Source organism: Pseudomonas putida (assembly GCF_002025705.1).
Classification (GTDB): Bacteria; Pseudomonadota; Gammaproteobacteria; order Pseudomonadales; family Pseudomonadaceae; genus Aquipseudomonas; species Aquipseudomonas putida_J.
In genome coordinates this window covers 4,300,738-4,320,551 of sequence record NZ_CP018846.1, presented here as the reverse complement: position 1 = coordinate 4,320,551, position 19,814 = coordinate 4,300,738, and the positions used below count along the sequence as shown (strand labels likewise).

Sequence of the window (19,814 nt, the reverse complement as noted above, 5' to 3'; positions counted from 1 at the left end):
CAGGCGGACAGGCGAAAACTCGAATATCGGCGTAGCCTGTACAGAGGTTCCCGACAGGAGGTTGCTGATGTTCCACGCGATCCTCGCCGCGCTGCTTGTCGCCGCCATGCCTTTGGCCGAAGCGGCGAGCACGCCACCCCGGCTCAGTACCCCGGTGCCTGGTGCACCCGGCACGCCGACGCCCACGCCTTACCCGCAGATTACCCCGAGCACGCCGCCCAAGGCCTACGACAGCACGCCAGGCGCGCCACTGCTGCCGCCGATGCCGGTGCCTGGGCCGCCCAAGGACCAGGACTTGCCTGGTTTGCGCCAGGAGCCGCCGAAACCGCCTGCGCAGGATGATTGACTGACAGTTCGTGTTGATAGAGGGATTTTGGGGCTGCTTTGCAGCCCATCGCGACGCAAGGCCGCTCCTACAGAGAGAACGCGATCGACTGTAGGAGCGGCCTTGTGTCGCGAAAGGGGCGCAAAGCGCCCCCGGCATTCTCAACCAATACCCAGCTCGCCAAACACGAACGCATATTCCAGCGCCACATCACGCAGCCCCTGGTAACGACCGCTCATCCCGCCATGCCCGGCCCCCATCTCGGTCTTGAGCAGCAGCAGGTTGTCGTCGGTCTTGCGGGTGCGCAGACGCGCCACCCACTTGGCTGCCTCCCAGTACTGCACCCGGCTGTCGTTGTAGCCGGCCACCACCAGCATGGCCGGGTAGGCCTGGGCGCTGACGTTCTCGTAAGGTGCATAGGTCTTGATGCGTGCGTACACATCAGGCTCTTCGGGGTTGCCCCATTCGTCATATTCGGTGACGGTCAACGGCAGCTCGGGGTCGAGCATGGTGTTGAGCACGTCGACGAACGGTACCTCGGCGATGGCGCAGCGGAACAGCTCCGGGCGCAGGTTGAGCACCGCGCCCATCAGCAGGCCGCCGGCGCTGCCGCCGCTGATGGCCAGGCGCTCCGGTGCAGTAACACCCTGGGCGATCAGGTGTTCGGCGCAGGCGATGAAGTCGCTGAAGGTGTTGTGCTTGTGTTCCTGCTTGCCGGCGCGGTACCAGGCCTCACCCAGCTCGCCGCCGCCGCGCACATGGGCGATGGCGAAAGCCACGCCGCGCTGCAGCAGGCTCAGGCGGGCGTGGGAGAACCACGGGTCGAGGCTTTCACCGTAGGCGCCGTAGCCATACAGGTAAAGCGGCACGGTCTTGCCTTGGTCTTCGCGGCGTCGCACCAGGCTGATCGGCACCTGGGTGCCGTCCGCTGCGGTGGCCCACAGGCGTTGGCTGACGTAATCGTCGGCGTCGAACTGGCCGAGCACCGGGGTCTGCTTGAGGACTTCCTGGGCACCCGTGGCCAGCTCCAGCTGGCGCACCTGGGCCGGGCGGTTGAGGGCTTCGTAGCGCAGGCGCACACGGCGGCTGGCGAACTCCAGGCTGTCCTGCACGTACAGGCTATAGGCCGCATCGGGCAATTCGACCCGGTAAGGGGCCAACCCTTGCGGGCGTACTTCGATGATCGGCAGGCCGCCTTCACGCAGGCTCAGGGTCAGCGCGTCGGCATTCAGGCTCAGGCCTTCGAGCATGATGTCGTCGCGGTGCGGCACCAACACCTGCCACTGGTCGCGGCTGGGTACCGGGGCGACCGGTGCATGGTAGAGGGCAAAGTTGATGCCCTGCTGGTTGCTGCGGATGAACCAGCGCCATTGGCCATCGAGCTGGCCGTGATCAGGGAAGTACTCGTGGCCTTCGACCCTTGGCGCCAGGCAGGTGAACGCCGCCTGTGGTGTTTCGGCGTCGAGCACCCAGGCCTCGCTGGTGGTCTTGCTGTTGAGCAGCAAGACCAGCTGGCGTTCGGAGCTGGTGCGGTAGCAGTGCAGGAAGAAACGGCCGTCAGGCTCTTCGAACACGGTGCTGGCGTCAGCCTCGCCGAGGGTGTGGCGGCGCAGGCGCCAGGGGCGGTGGGTATCGTCCAGCTCGGCGAAGAACAGCGTCTGGCTGTCGTTGGCCCAGGTCATGCTGCCGTCGCAGTCGTCAAAGGGCAGGGCGGTCAGGTTGCCGCTGGTCAGGTCCTTGACGTACAGGGTGTAGATTTCGTCGCCGCTGGTGTCGAGGCTGTAGGCCAGCAGGCGGTGGTCGGGGCTGACATTGAACGTGCCCAGCGACAGGAAGCCGCCGTTGGCCAGGGCGTTGGGGTCGAGTAGCAGTTGTTCCTGGCTTACGTCCACCGTGTTGGAATCGTCCGCCGGGCGAGGGCAGCGATAGTGACGCGGGTATTCGTCACCTGCCGTGGTGCGGGTGTAGTACAGGTACGGGCCCCAGGGCGAGGGCAGCGACAGGTCGGTTTCCAGGATGCGGCCCTTGATCTCTTCGAACAACTGCTCGCGCAGCGCTGCCTGGTCGGCCAGGCAGGCCTCCTGGTAGGCGTTTTCTGCCTGCAGGTAATCGAGCACTTCCTGGGTGTCGCGCTGTTGCAGCCAGGCATAGGGATCGGTGGCCTGGTCCTGGCGGGCAATGGGGGGCTGGGGCTTGGTTGGCATCGGGGATCTCTTGACCGGGACAGGGAGACGCTGTCTGCGCCCTGAAAAGTGTTTATCATAGGCATCTCTTTGCCTGGCTTGCACGAACCACCATGATCGAGAATGACTACACCTTCGCCTGGGGCCTCTACGCTGTCGCCGCGCTGGGCTGCCTGCTGGTGGGCTTCAAGCTTACCGGCTGGATGTGGCGCTGGCTGCGTGAACCACTGCGGGTGATCCTGGCGGTGCTGCTGCTGACGCCGACCATCGTCGACCCGGGCAAGGACATCTTCGCCCCGGCGATCGCCATCACCGCCCTGGACCTGGCCTTCAAGGTCGGCAACAACGCCTGGCGGGCGATTTCCGATTTTGCCATGTACGGCATGATCGCCTTCATCCTGTACATCGTCTTCGTGCTGATCCGCTGGCCGCTGGAAAAGCGCGCCCGCGAGCGCCGCGCGCAGGCTGAAGCCGCCGCCGAGCGCCGTGTGGCCGAGGACAATGCAGTCACAGCCGGCGCACCAATGGCTGCCGAGCGCCATGACCGTTACCGCGACGACCCGCCACCTGCCGCACCCAGCGGCGGCCGTGGCCGGGTCGAACCACGCCTGTAAGCGGAGACACCCCCATGTGCGAACTGCTGGGCATGAGTGCCAACGTCCCCACCGACATCGTTTTCAGTTTCACCGGCCTGATGCAGCGTGGTGGGCGTACCGGCCCGCACCGTGACGGTTGGGGCATCGGCTTCTACGAGGGGCGCGGCCTGCGCCTGTTCCAGGACCCGGCCGCAAGCAGCGAGTCGGAAGTCGCCAACCTGGTGCAGCGCTATCCGATCAAGAGCGAAGTGGTGATCGGCCATATTCGCCAGGCCAACGTCGGCCGCGTGTGCCTGTCCAATACGCACCCGTTCGTCCGCGAAATGTGGGGCCGCAACTGGTGTTTCGCGCACAACGGCCAGCTTGGCGAGTTCAAGGGTGAAGCGACCTTCTATCGCCCGGTGGGCGATACCGACAGCGAGGCGGCCTTCTGCGATCTGCTCAACCGCATCCGTGCTGCCTTCCCGGAGCCGGTCGAGGTGGAACAGCTGCTGCCAGTGCTGGTCGAAGCCTGTGCCGAGTATCGCGGCAGGGGCGTGTTCAATTGCCTGCTCAGCGACGGCGACTGGCTGTTCTGTTTCTGCTCGACCAAGCTGGTACACATTACCCGGCGTGCGCCATTTGGTGCAGCTCGGTTGAAGGATGTCGACCTGATCGTCGATTTTCACACCGAAACCACGCCTAATGACGTGGTCACGGTAATCGCCACCGAAGCCTTGACCGAGAACGAGACCTGGCGGCGCTACGAGCCCGGCCAATGGGCCTTGTGGCGGCACGGAGAGTGCGTTTCGCAAGGCCAGAGCTAAGGACGCTGCATGTTCAGAAGTTACCTGCGGTTGCTGCTGTTCACGTTCGGCCTGCTGGCCGGTATCCAGGTGCCTGGGCTGGTCAAGGACTACAGCCAGCGGGCCGAGGCGCACCTGTTCGAATCGCGCCAGGCGCTGGATGGCTTCAAGCAGACCGCCGAGCGCTTCTTCAAGGGTGATCTGCAGGCTCTGGTGCGGCATTACCGGACCAGTGACGACCCGGTGTTCCTCAGCGATGCCAACAGCATCGAGAGCCTGCTGATTCGCAATCAGTTGCTGGAAGACGAATGGCAGGCGCTGCAAGGGTCCTGGCTGAGCCGGACCTGGCATGTGCTGGTGCAGCCGGATGCGCAATTACGCGAAGAAACACTCAAGGGCTACAGCTATCAGATTCTGCTGGTGCCCGAGGCCATTGGCTGGGGCGTCGGGGCCGGGTTTGTACTGGCCTTCGTGGTCGAAAGCCTGCTGCTGGGGATTGGCTGGGTGATCCTTGGCGGGCGGCGGCGTGGAGCGGTGAAAGAGAGCTGGCGCTGAGGGCTTGCCTCAAATCTTGCGGCGCCTGGGAAATCGAGCGCCGCCCGCGCGGCGCATCGCGGATAAATCCGCTCCTACATTTGTTGCAACGTGCCGAACCTGTTACGCCATGGTTGTCAGCCTTGGCGCATGACTTGAGCCCTACGAACAGGCTGACAACCATGGCCTGACAGGCATGGCCACGTTGCAACAAATGTAGGAGCGGATTTATCCGCGATGCGCCGCGTGGGCGGCGCTCGATCCCACAGGCGCAGAAAACCTAACGGCGAACATCTACGAAACCAGCACTATCCGCTGCCCCCCCACATCCCGCGCATACTGCTCCAGCACCTGCCGGCACACCCCGACCACCTCATCCACCAACGCCACGCCAGTCTGCCAGGCCACCACCAGCTCCAGGCTCGGAGGCGGCTGCAAGCCTTCCAGCAACACCAGCTCACCCCGGCTCAACTCCGCATCCACCAACGCTGGCGGCAAGGCGCCAACCCCGAAGCCATCGCGCAGTAGCCGGGTGATGGCCGCCACCGAATTCACGCAGTTCAATCGCGGCGTCTCGGCCCCGGCCCCCTGCAGCAGGCTGAGTACCTCCTGGTGTGGCCGCGAGTTCTTCGAGAAGGTAACAATCCGCTCGCGCCCCAGTTCGGCCAGCGAGGCGAAGTCGCGGTGGTACACGGAGCCCGCCGCCACCACCCAACCCATCGGGTAGCGCGCCAGGTCCTGGCTGCGGATCGATTGTTCGCGCAGCAGGTCAGTCTGCAGGATCACGTCCAGAAAGCCCTTCTGCAACTGCTCGCGCAGGTTCAGCGCGGTGTCGGCGACCAGTTCGATTTCCACCTGCGGGTAGCGCTCGGTCAGTTCCGCCACCAGCGCGCTCATCCAGGTGTGGATCACCGTGTCCATCACCCCGACGCGAATACGCCCGACTTTAGCCCGGTCGCTATCCAGCGACTGCTTCATGGCCTTGGCTGTGTCGAGCATGCGCTCGGCGTACTCCAGCACTTTGCTGCCCTCTGGCGTCAGGCTGACACCGCGGGAGTCGCGCAGCAGCAGTTTCACCCCAAGGTCGGCCTCCAGCGCGGCAATGCGGCTGGACACCGAGGCCTGGGTGGTGAACAGCTTGTCTGCAGTCAGGCGGAAGCTCTTGAGGCGGGCGACCCAGACGAAGGTTTCGAGGAAGCGAAGGTTCATGATCAGTTTTTCTTGTTCCAGACCGGCGGTTTTTCTAGTTGGACTCAGCCGGCACGGCCTCTGAACATGATGCCCAGGCCGCGACGCCCGACGTCGCCCATAAAACAATACCAACAAGCCGAGGCAAGCATGAACCCAAGCGGCGTGCAGCAGCAGGTGCAATCCCCTCCTTCGACCGGGCCGTTCGCCTGGTACCGTGACATCGACCAACAGCAACGGCGCACATTCTGGAGCTGCAAGATCGGCTATGGCCTGGACGGCATGGACACGCAGATGCTCAGTTTCGTCATCCCGACACTGATCATGCTGTGGGGCATCAGCACCGCCGAAGCCGGGCTGATCCACACCAGCACGCTGATCGCCTCGGCCGTCGGCGGCTGGGTTGCCGGCATCCTGTCCGACCGCATCGGCCGCGTGCGCACCCTGCAACTGACGGTGTTGTGGTTTGCCTTCTTCACCTTCCTTTGCGGCTTTGCCCAGAACTATGAGCAGCTGCTGATCGCCCGCACCCTGATGGGCTTTGGTTTCGGTGGCGAATGGACCGCCGGTGCGGTGCTGATCGGCGAGGTGATCCGTGCCCAGGACCGCGGCAAGGCGGTGGGTATGGTGCAGTCGGGCTGGGCCCTCGGCTGGGGCCTGACGGCAATCCTGTATGCGCTTCTGTTCTCCTGGCTGCCGGCCGAGCAGGCCTGGCGCGCGCTGTTCTTGCTCGGCCTGGTACCGGCGATCTTCGTGATCTTCGTTCGCCGGCTGGTCAAGGACCCAGAGGTGTATCGCCAGGCCAAGGCCGGGGAGAGTGTTGAGGCCCCGTCGCATTTCTACGAGATATTCGCCCCCGGCATGCTCTGGACCACCGTGCGCGCCTCGTTGCTGACCACCGGTGCGCTGGGTGGCTACTACGCCATCACTTCGTGGTTGCCGACCTTCCTCAAGAACGAGCGCGGCTTGAGCGTGCTGGGCACCGGCGGTTACCTGGCGATGGTGATCATCGGTTCCTACATCGGCTATGTGGTCAGCGCGTACTTGTCCGACCTGCTGGGGCAAAGAAGAACTTCATCCTGTTCGCCGTAGGCTCGTTCATCATCGTGCTGCTGTACACGCAGATGCCGGTCAGCGATGGCGTGATGCTGTGGCTCGGTTTCCCGCTGGGCTTCTTCGCCTCGGGCATCTTCAGCGGCATGGGCGCGTTTCTGACCGAACTGTTCCCCACCCGGGTGCGTGGCTCGGGGCAGGGCTTCTGCTACAACATCGGCAAGGTCATCGCCGCCCTGTTCCCGCTGTTGATCGGCCTGCTCGGCGAGAAAATCCCTCTGGGCCTGGGCATCGGCGTGTTCTCTGCGGTGTCGTATGGCGTGGTGATCGTGGCGGCGTTGAGCTTGCCCGAAACACGCGGCAAACAACTTCAGGCGCGCTAAGGTAGGCCTATGAACATCGACACGGGAGCACGTCAGGTGAAACCCCTGCTACTCAATTGCGACATGGGCGAGAGTTACGGCAGCTGGCGCATGGGCCTGGATGCCGAGGTGATGCCCCACATCGACTGCGCCAACATCGCCTGCGGCTACCACGCCGGCGACCCGAGCATCATGCGCCGCACCGTGGCCATGGCGCTGGAGCACGGCGTGACCATCGGCGCGCACCCGGCCTACCCGGACCTGGTGGGCTTCGGCCGCCGCTCCATGGCCTGCAGCCCTGAAGAAGTCCGCGACTTGCTGCATTACCAGATCGGCGCCCTGGACGGTATCTGCAAAGTGCTCGGCGGGCGCGTGGCTTACGTGAAGCCCCACGGCGCACTGTACAACGACATGATGGCTGACCCGCTCAAGCTGCGCACCGTGCTGGAAGCCGTGGCGGCCTATGGCAGCGGCCTGCCGCTGATGCTCATGGCCACCGCCGACAACAGCGCGGCCCAGGCACTGGGCGATGAAATCGGCGTGCCGCTGTGGTTCGAGGCCTTCGCCGACCGTGCCTACACCGCCAGCGGCCACCTGGTTTCGCGCCGTTTGCCGGGGGCAGTGCACCATGAGCCGGCGCTGGTGGTCGAGCAGGCCCTGCGCCTGGCCCGGGGCGAAACACTGGTGGCGGATGATGGCAGCGCGCTGAAGCTTGCCGCCAGCACCCTCTGCGTGCATGGCGACAACGACAGCTCGGTGGCGGCCGTGCGGCAGATCCGCCAGGCCCTCGATGCGCTGGAGGCGCGATGAAGCTGCGTATCGAAACCGTCGCCATCGACAGCCTGATGGTGCGCCTGTTCGACCGTATCGACGAAGCCAACATGCCCTGGATGCTCGCCGCCAGCCAGCGCCTGAGCGCGGCGTTCGGCGTGCACCTGGTGGACCTGGTGCCGTCCTACACCACGCTGATGCTGCAATCAGACCTGCCGCCAGGCGAGGCGAGGGCGCTGATCGGCCAGGCGCTGGACGGTTTGCAGCCGGATACCGGCAACGGTGGCCGGCGCCATGAAATCCCGGTGTGGTACGACGCCAGCGTCGGCCCGGAACTGCCCGTGCTGGCAGCCCGCAGCGGGCTGAGCGAAGCCGAGGTGGTCCGTTTGCACAGCGAACGTGAATACCCGGTGTTCGCCCTTGGCTTCGCCCCAGGTTTCGGCTTCATGGGGCTGGTCGACGAGCGCCTCGCCAGCCCGCGCCTGAGCACCCCGCGCAAGCGTGTGGCGGCCGGCAGCGTTGGTATCGCCGAACGCCAGACGGCGGCATATCCTGCGGTGTCGCCGGGTGGCTGGAACCTGATCGGGCGCACACCGGTGCGCCTGTTCGACCGTGAACGTGAGGGCTACAGCTTGCTGCAGCCGGGCGACCGGGTGCGCTTCGTGGCGGTGTCGCGGGCCGAGTTCGTGGCCTTGGGCGGTGACGTGGAGGTGCAGGCATGAAGCAGCTGAAAATCGAGGCCAGCACCGCATTGTGCCAGTTGCAGGACGCCGGGCGCTTTGGCGTGCGGCACCTGGGTGTGACCCAGGGTGGGGCGCTGGACTGGGTGGCGATGCATTGGGCCAACTGGCTGCTGGGTAACCCGCTGGGGGCGCCAGTGGTCGAGGTGGCGCTGGGTGGTTTTGCCCTGGTGGCCGAGCAGGACTGTGTGCTGGCGCTGGCCGGAGCTGACCTGGATGCGCGGGTGGATGATCAGCCCTTGCTGCCATGGCGCAGCTTCAGCTTGGCCAAAGGGCAGCGTTTGACCCTGAAGCAGCCAAAGCAAGGTGTGCGGGCGTATCTGGCAGCGCCGGGCGGGTTCCTTGGTGAGGATGTGCTGGGCAGCTGCGCCACGGTCGTGCGCGAGGAGCTGGGTGGTATCGATGGGCGAGGCAAAGCGCTTGAAAAAGGCCAGAGCCTGGCGTTTGTTTGCGATTCACCGGCCCTGCGCGAGGTGCCGGCGACGTTGCGTCCGAGCTATGCGCAAAAACCTGTGCTCGACCTGGTGATGGGCGCGCAGATCGGTGACTTCAGCGGGACCAGCCTGTTCGAGGCGTTCAACCGTGATTGGGCGCTGGACAGCCGCGCAGACCGCATGGGCATCCGCCTTTTGGGGCCGCAGCTGGTCTACCAGGGCGCGCCGATGATTTCCGAAGGCATTCCGCTGGGTGCGATACAGGTACCGCCGGATGGGCAGCCGATCGTGTTGCTCAATGATCGGCAGACCATTGGCGGCTATCCGCGATTGGGGGCTTTGACGCCGTTGGCGTTGGCGCAGCTGGCGCAGTGCATGCCGGGGGCGGTGGTGCGGTTCAGGGCAGTGGTGCAGGAAGAGGCCTGGCGGGAACAGCAGGCATTTGGTCGGCGTTGGATTTGAGCATTTTGGGCTGCTTTGCAGCCCTTTCGCGACACAAGGCCGCTCCTACAGGAGATCGCGGCCCCTTGTAGGAGCGGCCTTGTGTCGCGAAAGGGCCGCAAGGCGGCCCCGGGGCATGAGCTACTTCGACAGGTAACGCATGCCGTCCTCCAACCCCTGCAAGGTCAGCGGATACATCTTGTCCTCGATCAAGTCCCGCACCAGGTGTGTCGATGCCGTGTAATCCCAAGCCTGCTTCGGATAAGGGTTGATCCAGATGACTTTCTTGAATTTCTCCATGAAGCGCTGAATCCACACATACCCGGCTTCTTCGTTCCAGTGCTCTACGCTGCCACCCGGCTGGGTGATCTCGTAGGGCGCCATGGCTGCGTCACCGACGAATACCACCTTGTAGTCATCGCCGTATTTGTGCAGCAAGTCGAAGGTGGAGAAGCGCTCTGATGTACGCCGCAGGTTGTTCTTCCACACCGACTCATAAACGCAGTTGTGGAAGTAGTAATACTCCAGGTGCTTGAACTCGGTCTTGCAGGCCGAGAACAGCTCTTCGCAGACCTTGACGTGGGCGTCCATCGAACCGCCGATGTCGAACAGCAACAGCAGCTTCACCGTGTTGCGCCGCTCCGGGCGCATCTGGATGTTCAGCAGCCCGGCGTCACGTGCGGTGTGGTCGATGGTGCCGTCGATGTCCAGCTCTTCGGCGGCGCCTTCGCGGGCGAACTTGCGCAGGCGGCGCAGGGCCAGCTTGATGTTGCGCGTACCCAGCTCGACCTGGTCGTCGAGGTTCTTGTACTCGCGCTGGTCCCACACCTTGACTGCCTTGCCCTGGCGCTTGCCGGCTTCGCCAACGCGGATGCCTTCGGGGTTGAAACCACCCGAGCCGAACGGGCTGGTGCCGCCGGTGCCGATCCACTTGTTGCCGCCAGCGTGGCGTTCCTTCTGCTCTTCGAGGCGTTTCTTGAATTCCTCGATCAGCTTGTCCAGGCCGCCCAGCGACTGGATCTGAGCACGTTCTTCGTCGCTCAGCGAGCGCTCGAACTCCTTGCGCAGCCATTCATCGGGGATCAGCGCCTCGATGTGCTGGTCGAGGTTTTCCAGGCCCTTGAAGTAGGCGGCGAAGGCACGGTCGAACTTGTCGAAGTGGCGCTCGTCCTTCACCAGGATGGCGCGGGCCAGGTAGTAGAAGGCGTCCATGTCGGCAAACACCACGCCTTTCTGCATGGCGTGGTGCAGGTCGAGCAGTTCGCGCACCGATACCGGCACCTTCGCCGCGCGCATTTCATTGAACAGGTTGAGCAGCATGGCCCGGCTCCTGTCAGCGGTTGCCGCGCCGGCTCATGAAGGCCAGGCGCTCGAGCAGCGTCACGTCCTGCTCGTTCTTCACCAGGGCGCCAGCCAGTGGCGGGATGGCCTTGGTCGGGTCGCGTTCGCGCAGCACGGCTTCACCGATGTTGTCGGCCATCAGCAGCTTGAGCCAGTCGACCAGCTCGGAGGTGGACGGTTTCTTCTTCAGGCCCGGTACCTTGCGCACGTCGAAGAAAACGTCCAGCGCCTCGCTGACCAGTGACTGGCTGATGTTCGGGTAGTGCACGTCGACGATCTGCTGCAGGGTGCTGCGGTCAGGGAAGGCGATGTAGTGGAAGAAGCAGCGGCGCAGGAAGGCGTCGGGCAGCTCCTTTTCGTTGTTGGAGGTAATGATGATGATCGGGCGTTGCTTGGCCTTGATGGTCTCGTCGATTTCGTAGACGTAGAACTCCATCTTGTCGAGTTCCTGCAGCAGGTCGTTGGGGAACTCGATGTCGGCCTTGTCGATCTCGTCGATCAGCAGGATCACCCGCTCGTCGGCCTCGAAGGCCTCCCACAGCTTGCCTTTCTTCAGGTAGTTGCGCACGTCGTGGACCTTGTCCACGCCCAGCTGCGAATCGCGCAGGCGGCTGACCGCGTCGTACTCGTAGAGGCCCTGGTGGGCCTTGGTGGTGGACTTGATGTGCCAGGTGATCAGGCGTGCGCCGAACGAGGCAGCGAGCTGCTCGGCGAGCATGGTCTTGCCAGTGCCTGGCTCGCCCTTGACCAGCAGCGGGCGTTCGAGGGTGATGGCCGCGTTTACCGCCAGTTTCAGGTCGTCTGTGGCGACGTAGTCGCGGGTGCCTTCGAACTTCATGGATCTGTCCTCTGCGGGGTGCCTGTGCCGGCCTCTTCGCGGGCAAGCCCGCTCCCACAGGATCAGCACAGGCTTGGACCTTGTGGAGTACCTGTGGGAGCGGGCTTGCCCGCGAAGAGGCCAGTGCAGACAACACATGTTTGTGATTTGCCAACGACTATAACGCGGGCTTGGGCAGCTGGAAACGCAGACCGGGTATTCAGTCCCTGAATGGCCCGTCACACGGCTTCAGTCAGTCTTGGGCGGGGGCTGTTCATAGCGTGCATTGAACGCCTGGATGAAGCCATTGCGCAGGATCTGCAAAAACGCCTCGAAGGCACTGATGTCCTGCTTGTGCACGCTGCCACTCAGTTCGACGCGGGTGGCGAACTGGTTCTTCGGCTGGTTCTTCAGCACCGTCTCGCTGGCCCCTACCAGCGCCTCCCAGACCGAGCGGAAGATGTTCTTGTTCTTGTTCTCCACGTCCTGCTGCCAGTCGAACACATCCACATCGCGCAATAACGGCTTGATGTAGCCATGCAGGCGGCCGTCTTCGGCCTGGGCCTCGATGACCAGGTCGCCGTGCCCGGCATTGAAATCGAACTTGCCGTAGGCACTGGAAAAATCGTTGAGCCTGCGCAGCTCAATGCCGGTGGCACGCAGGCGGAATTCAAAGTCGTCGAAATCACTGAAGGGGTCGAAGGTGGCGCGGCTCTCGACCTTGGCATCGCCCAGCAGCAAGGCACTGGCGTCGAAGCTGGCATCGCGCCGGCCCTTTTCGTCGCGCACGTTGGTCAGGTTGCGGATGTTGGCATCGAGGTGCGTGGCCTTGAGGTCGACCGGCGGTTTGGAGGTGAAGTTGCGAAAAGTCAGTGTGCCGTCTTCGATCTGCACTTCGTTGAGGGTGATCGGCAGCAGTTTTTCCAGCTGCTGGCGCCAGTCGGTACCGCGACCGGTCTGCGAGGCCTGCTTGTTGCCGCCGTCTACGAAGTTGAGCTCTGGGCGCTTGAAGGTCACCTTGGCCACCACGGCCTTGTCGTAGATCAGCGAATGCCAGCTCACCGACAGGTCGATCAGCGGCGCTTCCAGCAGCGGTACCGGTACTTTTCCGGTGGCCTTGACGATCTTCAGGCCATTGATCTGGTAGGCGCCGCGCCACCAGGCCAGGTCGACGTCGGCCACCTGGCCCCGGTATTCGCCCATCTGGGCGAGTTTGTCGTTCAGGTAATCGCGCACCAGGTAGGGCAGGGCCAGCTGCAAGGCCACCAGCAGCACGATCAGACTGGTCAGGCCAATCAACGGCCAGCGATAGCGAGCTTTCATCGCAAGGCTCTCCGCGGCGGGTTGCACGGTTGACCGCAGATAAAGCCCGGGAGTTCGAACAGGCTTTACTGGCCACCGGGGCGGGCTTACCCTTTAAGTCTTTCCCTGTTGTTTCTCATGTTCAAGGACCCTGCCATGAGCCGTATCTTTGCAGACAACGCCCACTCCATCGGCAATACGCCGCTGGTGCAGATCAACCGCATCGCCCCGCGTGGGGTGACCATCCTGGCCAAGATCGAAGGGCGCAACCCGGGCTACTCGGTCAAGTGCCGGATTGGCGCGAACATGGTCTGGGACGCCGAGAGCAGCGGCAAACTCAAGCCGGGCATGACCATCGTCGAGCCGACTTCGGGCAACACTGGCATCGGCTTGGCCTTCGTCGCTGCCGCCCGTGGCTACAAGCTGATCCTGACCATGCCGGCCTCCATGAGCCTGGAGCGACGCAAGGTGCTCAAGGCACTGGGGGCAGAGCTGGTGCTGACCGAGCCGGCCAAGGGCATGAAAGGCGCCATCGAGAAGGCCAACGAAATCGTCGCCTCCGACCCTGCCCAGTACTTCCTGCCGGGCCAGTTCGAGAACCCGGCCAACCCGGCGATTCACGAAAAGACCACCGGGCCGGAGATCTGGAACGACACCGACGGCGCGGTCGACGTGCTGGTTGCGGGCGTTGGTACCGGCGGCACCATCACTGGCGTGTCGCGCTACATCAAGCACACCCAGGGCAAGTCGATCCTGTCGGTGGCGGTCGAGCCGGTGGCTTCGCCGCTGATCAGCCAGACCCTGGCCGGTGAAGAGCTCAAGCCCAGCCCGCACAAGATCCAGGGCATCGGCGCAGGCTTCGTGCCGAAAAACCTCGACCTGTCGATCGTCGACCAGGTCGAGACCGTGACCGATGAAGAGTCCAAGGCCATGGCCATTCGCCTGATGCAGGAAGAAGGCATTCTCTGCGGTATTTCCTGTGGTGCGGCCATGGCAGCCGCGGTGCGCCTGGCCGAGAAGCCGGAGATGCAGGGTAAGACCATCGTCGTAATCCTGCCCGACTCGGGTGAGCGGTATCTGTCCAGCATGCTGTTCAGCGACCTGTTCAGCGAGCAGGAAAACCAGCAGTAATCAGCCCTGCCGCTGATCCGGCGCAACATTCGGCGGCCTGGTTTATTGCAAAATCTTCATGAGTGAGATCCTGCCCTGGTTGTTTTTACCGGGGCGGGATGGGTTTATGATGGCCGGATGATTTTTCTGGGAGCAGGCAGCGCTGGCCTGCGTCCCATCCAAGGAGTGTTGCATGACCTTTTCCTTCCTCGCCAAGGCAGGTGTCCTGCTGGTGTTCTTCGGCAGCGTGCTGTACGTGCACCTGCGCGGCAAGGCACGCCTGCCGGTACTGCGCCAGTTCGTCAACCATTCGGCGCTGTTCGCTCCCTATAACAGCCTGATGTACCTGTTCTCCGGCGTGCCGTCCAAGCCTTACCTGGACCGCCAGCGTTTTCCCGAGCTGGACGTGCTCAAGGACAACTGGCAGGTGATCCGCGAGGAGGCCATGCGCCTGTTCGACGAGGGTTACATCCGTGCTGCCGAAAAGGACAACGACGCAGGCTTCGGTTCGTTCTTCAAGAAAGGCTGGAAGCGCTTCTACCTGAAGTGGTACGACAAGCCGCTGCCGTCTGCCGAAGCCCTGTGCCCGAAAACTGTCGAGCTGGTCAGCAGCATCCCCAATGTCAAAGGCGCGATGTTTGCCTTGCTGCCGGGCGGTAGCCACTTGAACCCGCACCGCGACCCGTTTGCCGGTTCCCTGCGCTACCACCTGGGCCTGTCGACCCCAAACTCCGACGCTTGCCGCATCTATGTCGACGGCGAGGAATACGCCTGGCGTGACGGCGAGGACGTGATGTTCGACGAGACCTACGTGCACTGGGTCAAGAACGAAACCGACGTGACTCGGGTGATCCTGTTCTGTGACATCGAGCGGCCGCTGAGCAGCCCGCTGATGACCCGTATCAACCGCAAGGTCAGTGCCTTCCTCGGCCGCGCCACCGCGCCGCAGAACACCGACGACGAGCGTGTGGGCGGGATCAACCAGGCCTATGCCTGGAGCAAGCGCTTCAGCAACAAGATCAGCACCCGCGTGAAGCAGTTCAAGCGTGCCAACCCCAAGGCCTACCGCATCTTGCGGCCGGTGCTGGCGGTGGTGGTGGCTTACGTGTTGTACCGCTGGTTGTTCTAAGGCAGGTCTGGCCTCTTCGCGGGTAAACCCGCTCCCAAGGGGATCGCGCAGTACTTGAAGCCTGTGCACTACCTGTGAGAGCGGGTTTACCCGCGAAGAGGCCGGAACAGGCTATTGCCCAACCCAGGATTCACCGCTATATTCCGAAACACTTCTCTTCCCTGAAGACCCGATCATGCCAGCCATCCCTTCCACCGCAAGCTTTGCCATCGCGCCAGTCGCGGGCATGGTCGTGCGTGGCAGCCAGCAGCCGGCCATGATCAGTCACTACCCACCACCTGTCAGTGGCGTTGTAGGCGGCGTAGCTCCGCCTCGTTGTGTGGTCGTACTGGGCTGATCGGCTGCTGCCGCATCCCCCTCGCATCCGCAACCTACTGAACACGGTCGGCACCTTCCCTCGCTGAAGTTCACGCCCGCCGTCTGGCTTATTCGCCTTATATCAGGTGGCAATACATGTCTGTCTTCAACAAAGCATCCGTGGCCTCGGCGGCCACCACCAGCCTGTTCGTCCTGCTCTGGAGCAGCGGCGCGATCGTTTCCAAACTTGGCCTGGCCCATGCCAGCCCCTTCGCCTTCCTGCTGTTGCGCTCGGCGCTGGCCCTGACTGGCCTGCTGCTGATCGGCCCGTTGCTTGGCCTGCGCTGGCCGCGCAGCAGGGGGGCGATCCTGCGTGCCTTGGGTACCGGCTGCGTGCTGCTCGGCGCCTACCAGATCTTCTACCTGGTGGCACTCAACACCCATGTCACCCCTGGCGTGATGGCCACGGTGATGGGGGTGCAACCGATCCTCACCGTGGTGCTGATGGAGCGCCAGCGTTCCTGGAGCCGGCTGTTTGGCTTGGCGCTGGGGCTTGGCGGGCTGGTGATGGTGGTCTACCAGGGCATCAACCTGGGCGGGGTTTCGCTGCTCGGCATGCTGTTCGCCCTGCTGGCGCTGGCCAGCATGACCTTTGGTTCGATCCTGCAGAAGCGCATCACCGACAACCCCATGGGCACACTGCCATTGCAATACATCGCAGGCTTCGCCATGTGCGCGGTATTTGCACCGCTGCAGCCGTTGCAGGTGGAATGGACCGGCGGCTTCATCGGCGCGCTGCTGTGGATGGGGCTGGTGGTGTCGCTGCTGGCAACGCTGCTGCTGTACCGGCTGATCGCCAAGGGCAACCTGGTCAACGTCACCAGCCTGTTCTACCTGGTGCCAGCAGTGACCGCAGTGATGGATTTCCTGATCTTCGGTAACCGCCTGGCGCCGTTGAGCCTGCTGGGCATGGGGCTGATCGTGGTCGGCCTGCTGTTTGTGTTCCGCAAACCGGCCGCACGGCTCGCCGAGGCGTAAGGCCTAGCGGAACTCTTCGGGGATGGCGTGGCGCAACACGCCTTCCTCGAAGTCCAGGGTGCCGGCTTCGCGCTGGGTCAGCAGGTAGTAGAGCAGGGTGTCGGCCGATCGCGTTGCCGCCACCTCGACTGCCAGCATCCTGACCGCTTTTTCCACTTCGCAGGTGCAACCGAACTCGATCAGGGCCGCGTGTACCTGCTCCAACGTTTCCGGTGGTTTGACGACGACCCGGAACACCGACGCCCCGGCACTCTGCTGCAAAGCATCGAACCAGGCCTGGTCGCCCTCATGGCGGATGCTGATGATGTCGCCGGGCGCGATGCCGTAGACGTGGAAGGGGATGCTGTCGACCCGATGGCCACCTGCGACCGCCTGCGTCCACAAGCCTTCCACCGAGGCTGGCGGGTAGCCGTGTTCGTCCTGCTCCAGGCGGAACAGCACCTTTTTGAATGTGTCGCTCATGGTTCGCTTCGCCTCACGTGCGCGCCGGGCGCAGCACCAGCCACAGTGCCAGGGCAATCAGCACACCGCCATACACATGCGCCATCGACAAGGGCTCGTCGAGCAGCCATGCCCCCCACAATACACCGAACACCGGGATCAGGAAGGTCACGGTGCTGGCCCTGACCGGGCCGATTTCCGCCAGCAGGCGGAAGTACAGGATGTAGGCGAAGGCGGTGCACAACAGGCCCAGGCCCAGCAGTGACAGCCACACCTGCCAGCCACCCCAGCTTGCAGGCGGCTGCGTCAGGGCGCTCCAGGCGAACAGCGGGCTCAACATCAAGGTGGCGCCGAGCATGCTGCCCAGGGCCGACAGGCGGCTGTCCAGGCCGCTGATCCAGCGCCGCGCGAGGAAGCCGGCAAAGCCGTAGCAGGTGGTGGCCGCCAGGCAAGCCAGGGCGCCTTGCACCAGGGCCATGTCCAGTGCTACCGGGCCAGCGCCGCTGAGGATGCCGACACCGAACAGGCCGAGGAAGATACCGCCGAGCTTGGGCAAGGTCATGGCCTCACGGAAGAACAGCGCGCCGATCAGCACGCCCATCAACGGTGTGGTGGCGTTGAAGATGGCCGAGTAACCGGCGGGCAGCACCTGCGCGGCCACTGAATAGAACGTGGCCGGGATGCCCGAGTTGATCATGCCCAGCACCAGGCAGGCGCCGAGTTTGCCGTCGAAGTTCCAGCGCACCCGGGTGGCGGTGAGGATGGCAACAAGGCCCAGGCAGGCGATGGAGACGCGGAAGAACGCGGTAGGGATGGTGCCCAGCTCCGGGGCAATGATGCGCATGAACAGGAAGCTCGCCCCCCAGACAGCGGCAAGGGTCAGCAGACGGGCTAGGGCGATGGGGCTCACAACGGTCTCCGGATACAGGGCAGGGCGCGAGTGTACGCCAGGCGCCGGGTGTGTTTCTTGTGCTTTCTTGCGCTGTAAACCTGTACCGGCCTCTTCGCGGGTAAACCCGCTCCCACAGGGATATCACTGCCTTCAAGCACTGCGCAAACCTGTGGGAGCGGGTTTACCCGCGAAGAGGCCAGTACAGGCTAAGCTCTTCATCTCACCAGGCGTGAGGTTCATCGCATGACCCAGCATTGGCCAGCCGGCGAGATCGCCCGGATGATCCTCGACGGTTTTGACGACTATCGCGAACATTTTCGCCGCATCACCCTGGGGGCTCGCGAGCGCTTCGAGCAGGCGCGCTGGCAAGAGATTCAGCGGGCGTCGGCCGTGCGCATCAACCTCTATGAACAGAAGGTCGGTGAGGTCAACGCCTGGCTGCGCGATGGCTTTGACGCAGAGGTGCTGCTGGATGTGGAACAGTGGCCGCTGGTGAAAAACGCCTACATCCGCCTGATCGACCCACGCCTGGACGATGAGCTGGCGGAGACCTGGTACAACTCGCTGTTCTGCAGCCTGTTCAGCCATGACCAGATCAGCGACGGCTGCATGTTCATCCACACCACCCGGCCTTCGATCCGCGCCCATGAGCGCGCTGCGCAGACCCGCACCTACACACTGGGTGCCGGCCTGAAGAGCCTGCTGCGGGCGATCTTCGCCGATTACCCGTTCGATGCGCCCTATGGCGACCTGGAAGGCGACCTCGCCCGCCTTGAGGAGCAATTGCGCGAATGCCTGCCGGACTGGGTGTGCAAGGACCCGGCCCTGACCGTGGAGCTGTTCGTGCCGGTGCTGTACCGCAACAAGGGCGCTTACCTGGTCGGCCGCTTGTACAACAGCGACGAGCAGTGGCCGCTGGTGATTGCGCTGCTGCACCGTGAAGGCCACGGCATCGAGGCCGACGCCTTGATCACCGACGAGGCCGAAGTGTCGATCATCTTCTCGTTCACGCGTTCGTACTTCATGGCTGACGTGCCGGTGCCAGCGGAGTTCGTCAACTTCCTCAAGCGCATTCTGCCGGGCAAGCACATTGCCGAGCTGTACACCTCGATCGGCTTCTACAAGCAGGGCAAGTCGGAGTTCTACCGCGCCCTGATCAACCACCTGGCCAGCAGCGACGACCGCTTCGTCATGGCGCCCGGGGTGCGCGGCATGGTCATGAGCGTGTTCACCCTGCCGGGTTTCAACACGGTGTTCAAGATCATCAAGGACCGTTTCTCGCCGTCCAAGACCGTCGACCGTGCCACGGTGATCGACAAATACCGGCTGGTTAAAAGCGTCGACCGGGTGGGGCGCATGGCCGATACCCAGGAGTTTGCCGATTTCCGCTTCCCGCGTGGCAAGTTCGAGCCCGAGTGCCTGGCCGAGTTGCTGGAAGTGGCACCCTCGACCGTGGCGCTCGAAGGCGACACGGTGCTGGTGCGCCATTGCTGGACCGAGCGGCGCATGACCCCGCTCAATCTGTACCTGGAGCAGGCCAGCGAAGGGCAAGTGCTTGAAGCCCTGGAGGACTATGGGCTGGCCATCAAGCAGCTGGCGGCGGCGAACATCTTCCCGGGTGACATGCTGCTGAAAAACTTCGGCGTCACCCGGCACGGGCGGGTGGTGTTCTACGACTATGACGAGATCAGCTTCCTCACCGAGGTGAACTTCAGGCACATCCCGCCGCCGCGCTACCCGGAGGACGAGATGTCTGGCGAGCCGTGGTATTCGATCGGGCCGCACGATGTGTTCCCCGAGGAGTTCCCGCCGTTCCTGTTTGCCGATATCAGCCAGCGCCGGCTGTTCAGCCGGTTACACGGGGAGTTGTATGACGCGGATTACTGGAAGGGGCTGCAGGCGTCGATCCGCGAAGGCAAGGTGATCGACGTGTTCCCCTATCGGCGCAAGGGGCGCTGATTCTCGGCTTCCAGGCCTGGCCTCTTCGCGGATGAACCCGCTCCCACAGATTCCACACTGGTTTCAAGTTCGCACA

Annotated in this window: 19 protein-coding genes and 1 pseudogene; 13 read left to right on the top strand and 7 right to left on the bottom strand. The window is 63.8% G+C overall.

The genetic code is table 11. The features are described 5' to 3' along the window. Positions 1-67: 67 nt before the first annotated feature. Entirely contained in the window at positions 68-346 is a 279-nt protein-coding gene (locus BUQ73_RS19405) for a hypothetical protein (RefSeq protein WP_079229289.1), read from the top strand. Between the two features lie 140 nt (positions 347-486). Here the strand turns inward: BUQ73_RS19405 and BUQ73_RS19400 are convergent, their stop codons facing one another. Next, the gene (locus BUQ73_RS19400; RefSeq protein ID WP_079229288.1) at positions 487-2,529 is read right to left on the bottom strand and encodes a S9 family peptidase; all 2,043 of its coding nucleotides are present in this window, start codon (positions 2,527-2,529) and stop codon (positions 487-489) included. A 92-nt stretch (positions 2,530-2,621) separates the two neighbouring features. Between BUQ73_RS19400 and BUQ73_RS19395 the strand changes: the two genes are divergently transcribed. From BUQ73_RS19395 to BUQ73_RS19385, 3 genes are read left to right on the top strand one after another with little or no spacing between them, the layout of a single operon-like run. Beyond that, positions 2,622-3,122: an MFS transporter gene (locus BUQ73_RS19395; RefSeq protein ID WP_079229287.1), complete on the top strand. Its 501-nt coding sequence runs from the start codon at positions 2,622-2,624 to the stop codon at positions 3,120-3,122. 14 nt (positions 3,123-3,136) lie between these two features. Further along, positions 3,137-3,910, top strand: a complete 774-nt coding sequence (locus BUQ73_RS19390) for a class II glutamine amidotransferase (protein ID WP_079229286.1) — start codon at positions 3,137-3,139, stop codon at positions 3,908-3,910. A gap of 9 nt (positions 3,911-3,919) precedes the next feature. After that, on the top strand, positions 3,920-4,444 hold the full coding sequence (locus BUQ73_RS19385; RefSeq protein ID WP_079229285.1) for a DUF2937 family protein: 525 nt from the start codon (positions 3,920-3,922) through the stop codon (positions 4,442-4,444). A 273-nt stretch (positions 4,445-4,717) separates the two neighbouring features. Here BUQ73_RS19385 and BUQ73_RS19380 read toward each other — a convergent pair whose 3' ends face one another. Next, on the bottom strand, positions 4,718-5,632 hold the full coding sequence (locus BUQ73_RS19380; protein WP_079229284.1) for a LysR family transcriptional regulator: 915 nt from the start codon (positions 5,630-5,632) through the stop codon (positions 4,718-4,720). Positions 5,633-5,761: 129 nt separating this feature from the next. Here BUQ73_RS19380 and BUQ73_RS19375 point away from each other — a divergent pair. The 4 genes and pseudogenes from BUQ73_RS19375 to BUQ73_RS19360 all read left to right on the top strand — a co-directional run bounded on the left by BUQ73_RS19375 (position 5,762) and on the right by BUQ73_RS19360 (position 9,433). After that, positions 5,762-7,047, top strand: a pseudogene (locus tag BUQ73_RS19375) (MFS transporter). 9 nt (positions 7,048-7,056) lie between these two features. After that, positions 7,057-7,836 (top strand): 5-oxoprolinase subunit PxpA, encoded by a 780-nt coding sequence (locus tag BUQ73_RS19370; protein WP_079229283.1) that lies wholly within the window; start codon positions 7,057-7,059, stop codon positions 7,834-7,836. Next, on the top strand, positions 7,833-8,519 hold the full coding sequence (gene pxpB / locus BUQ73_RS19365; RefSeq protein WP_079229282.1) for a 5-oxoprolinase subunit PxpB: 687 nt from the start codon (positions 7,833-7,835) through the stop codon (positions 8,517-8,519). Before BUQ73_RS19370 ends, pxpB begins: the two co-directional genes overlap by 4 nt. Next, positions 8,516-9,433, top strand: a complete 918-nt coding sequence (locus BUQ73_RS19360) for a biotin-dependent carboxyltransferase family protein (protein WP_079229281.1) — start codon at positions 8,516-8,518, stop codon at positions 9,431-9,433. The genes pxpB and BUQ73_RS19360 overlap by 4 nt, the downstream gene beginning before the upstream one ends. 120 nt (positions 9,434-9,553) lie before the next feature. On the opposite strand, the gene BUQ73_RS19355 is transcribed toward BUQ73_RS19360, so the two are convergent. From BUQ73_RS19355 to BUQ73_RS19345, 3 genes are all read right to left on the bottom strand, one after another. Further along, entirely contained in the window at positions 9,554-10,732 is a 1,179-nt protein-coding gene (locus BUQ73_RS19355) for a vWA domain-containing protein (RefSeq protein WP_079229280.1), read from the bottom strand. Positions 10,733-10,745: 13 nt separating this feature from the next. Continuing rightward, positions 10,746-11,591 (bottom strand): AAA family ATPase, encoded by an 846-nt coding sequence (locus BUQ73_RS19350; RefSeq protein ID WP_027918672.1) that lies wholly within the window; start codon positions 11,589-11,591, stop codon positions 10,746-10,748. A 228-nt stretch (positions 11,592-11,819) separates the two neighbouring features. Continuing rightward, positions 11,820-12,893, bottom strand: coding sequence for a DUF748 domain-containing protein (locus BUQ73_RS19345; RefSeq protein WP_079229279.1), 1,074 nt, complete (start codon positions 12,891-12,893; stop codon positions 11,820-11,822). 135 nt (positions 12,894-13,028) lie between these two features. Here BUQ73_RS19345 and cysK point away from each other — a divergent pair, with 135 nt between their 5' ends. The 4 genes from cysK (at position 13,029) to BUQ73_RS19330 (ending at position 16,446) form a co-directional block, all read left to right on the top strand. Continuing rightward, positions 13,029-14,003, top strand: a complete 975-nt coding sequence (gene cysK / locus BUQ73_RS19340) for a cysteine synthase A (protein ID WP_079229278.1) — start codon at positions 13,029-13,031, stop codon at positions 14,001-14,003. Between the two features lie 172 nt (positions 14,004-14,175). Beyond that, positions 14,176-15,111, top strand: coding sequence for an aspartyl/asparaginyl beta-hydroxylase domain-containing protein (locus tag BUQ73_RS19335; RefSeq protein ID WP_027918675.1), 936 nt, complete (start codon positions 14,176-14,178; stop codon positions 15,109-15,111). A 175-nt stretch (positions 15,112-15,286) separates the two neighbouring features. Further along, positions 15,287-15,448, top strand: a complete 162-nt coding sequence (locus BUQ73_RS28410) for a hypothetical protein (protein ID WP_156335891.1) — start codon at positions 15,287-15,289, stop codon at positions 15,446-15,448. Between the two features lie 116 nt (positions 15,449-15,564). Then, the gene (locus BUQ73_RS19330; protein ID WP_079229277.1) at positions 15,565-16,446 is read left to right on the top strand and encodes a DMT family transporter; all 882 of its coding nucleotides are present in this window, start codon (positions 15,565-15,567) and stop codon (positions 16,444-16,446) included. A gap of 3 nt (positions 16,447-16,449) precedes the next feature. Here the strand turns inward: BUQ73_RS19330 and BUQ73_RS19325 are convergent, their stop codons facing one another. Together BUQ73_RS19325 and BUQ73_RS19320 are read right to left on the bottom strand one after the other, a co-directional pair. Then, positions 16,450-16,908 carry a DUF4265 domain-containing protein gene (locus BUQ73_RS19325; protein ID WP_079229276.1) on the bottom strand — a complete coding sequence of 153 codons (459 nt, stop codon included), beginning with the start codon at positions 16,906-16,908 and terminating at the stop codon, positions 16,450-16,452. A gap of 13 nt (positions 16,909-16,921) precedes the next feature. Beyond that, positions 16,922-17,797, bottom strand: a complete 876-nt coding sequence (locus BUQ73_RS19320; protein WP_079229275.1) for a DMT family transporter — start codon at positions 17,795-17,797, stop codon at positions 16,922-16,924. Between the two features lie 225 nt (positions 17,798-18,022). On the opposite strand from BUQ73_RS19320, the gene aceK reads away from it, so the two are divergent. Next, positions 18,023-19,738, top strand: coding sequence for a bifunctional isocitrate dehydrogenase kinase/phosphatase (gene aceK, locus BUQ73_RS19315; RefSeq protein WP_079229274.1), 1,716 nt, complete (start codon positions 18,023-18,025; stop codon positions 19,736-19,738). Positions 19,739-19,814: the final 76 nt, after the last annotated feature.

Coding starts and splice junctions, on each gene's coding strand:
- BUQ73_RS19405 (WP_079229289.1), top strand. CDS start 68: ATGTTCCACGCGATCCTCGCCGCGCTGCTTGTCGCCGCCATGCCTTTG.
- BUQ73_RS19400 (WP_079229288.1), bottom strand. CDS start 2,529: ATGCCAACCAAGCCCCAGCCCCCCATTGCCCGCCAGGACCAGGCCACC.
- BUQ73_RS19395 (WP_079229287.1), top strand. CDS start 2,622: ATGATCGAGAATGACTACACCTTCGCCTGGGGCCTCTACGCTGTCGCC.
- BUQ73_RS19390 (WP_079229286.1), top strand. CDS start 3,137: ATGTGCGAACTGCTGGGCATGAGTGCCAACGTCCCCACCGACATCGTT.
- BUQ73_RS19385 (WP_079229285.1), top strand. CDS start 3,920: ATGTTCAGAAGTTACCTGCGGTTGCTGCTGTTCACGTTCGGCCTGCTG.
- BUQ73_RS19380 (WP_079229284.1), bottom strand. CDS start 5,632: ATGAACCTTCGCTTCCTCGAAACCTTCGTCTGGGTCGCCCGCCTCAAG.
- BUQ73_RS19370 (WP_079229283.1), top strand. CDS start 7,057: ATGAACATCGACACGGGAGCACGTCAGGTGAAACCCCTGCTACTCAAT.
- pxpB (WP_079229282.1), top strand. CDS start 7,833: ATGAAGCTGCGTATCGAAACCGTCGCCATCGACAGCCTGATGGTGCGC.
- BUQ73_RS19360 (WP_079229281.1), top strand. CDS start 8,516: ATGAAGCAGCTGAAAATCGAGGCCAGCACCGCATTGTGCCAGTTGCAG.
- BUQ73_RS19355 (WP_079229280.1), bottom strand. CDS start 10,732: ATGCTGCTCAACCTGTTCAATGAAATGCGCGCGGCGAAGGTGCCGGTA.
- BUQ73_RS19350 (WP_027918672.1), bottom strand. CDS start 11,591: ATGAAGTTCGAAGGCACCCGCGACTACGTCGCCACAGACGACCTGAAA.
- BUQ73_RS19345 (WP_079229279.1), bottom strand. CDS start 12,893: ATGAAAGCTCGCTATCGCTGGCCGTTGATTGGCCTGACCAGTCTGATC.
- cysK (WP_079229278.1), top strand. CDS start 13,029: ATGAGCCGTATCTTTGCAGACAACGCCCACTCCATCGGCAATACGCCG.
- BUQ73_RS19335 (WP_027918675.1), top strand. CDS start 14,176: ATGACCTTTTCCTTCCTCGCCAAGGCAGGTGTCCTGCTGGTGTTCTTC.
- BUQ73_RS28410 (WP_156335891.1), top strand. CDS start 15,287: ATGCCAGCCATCCCTTCCACCGCAAGCTTTGCCATCGCGCCAGTCGCG.
- BUQ73_RS19330 (WP_079229277.1), top strand. CDS start 15,565: ATGTCTGTCTTCAACAAAGCATCCGTGGCCTCGGCGGCCACCACCAGC.
- BUQ73_RS19325 (WP_079229276.1), bottom strand. CDS start 16,908: ATGAGCGACACATTCAAAAAGGTGCTGTTCCGCCTGGAGCAGGACGAA.
- aceK (WP_079229274.1), top strand. CDS start 18,023: ATGACCCAGCATTGGCCAGCCGGCGAGATCGCCCGGATGATCCTCGAC.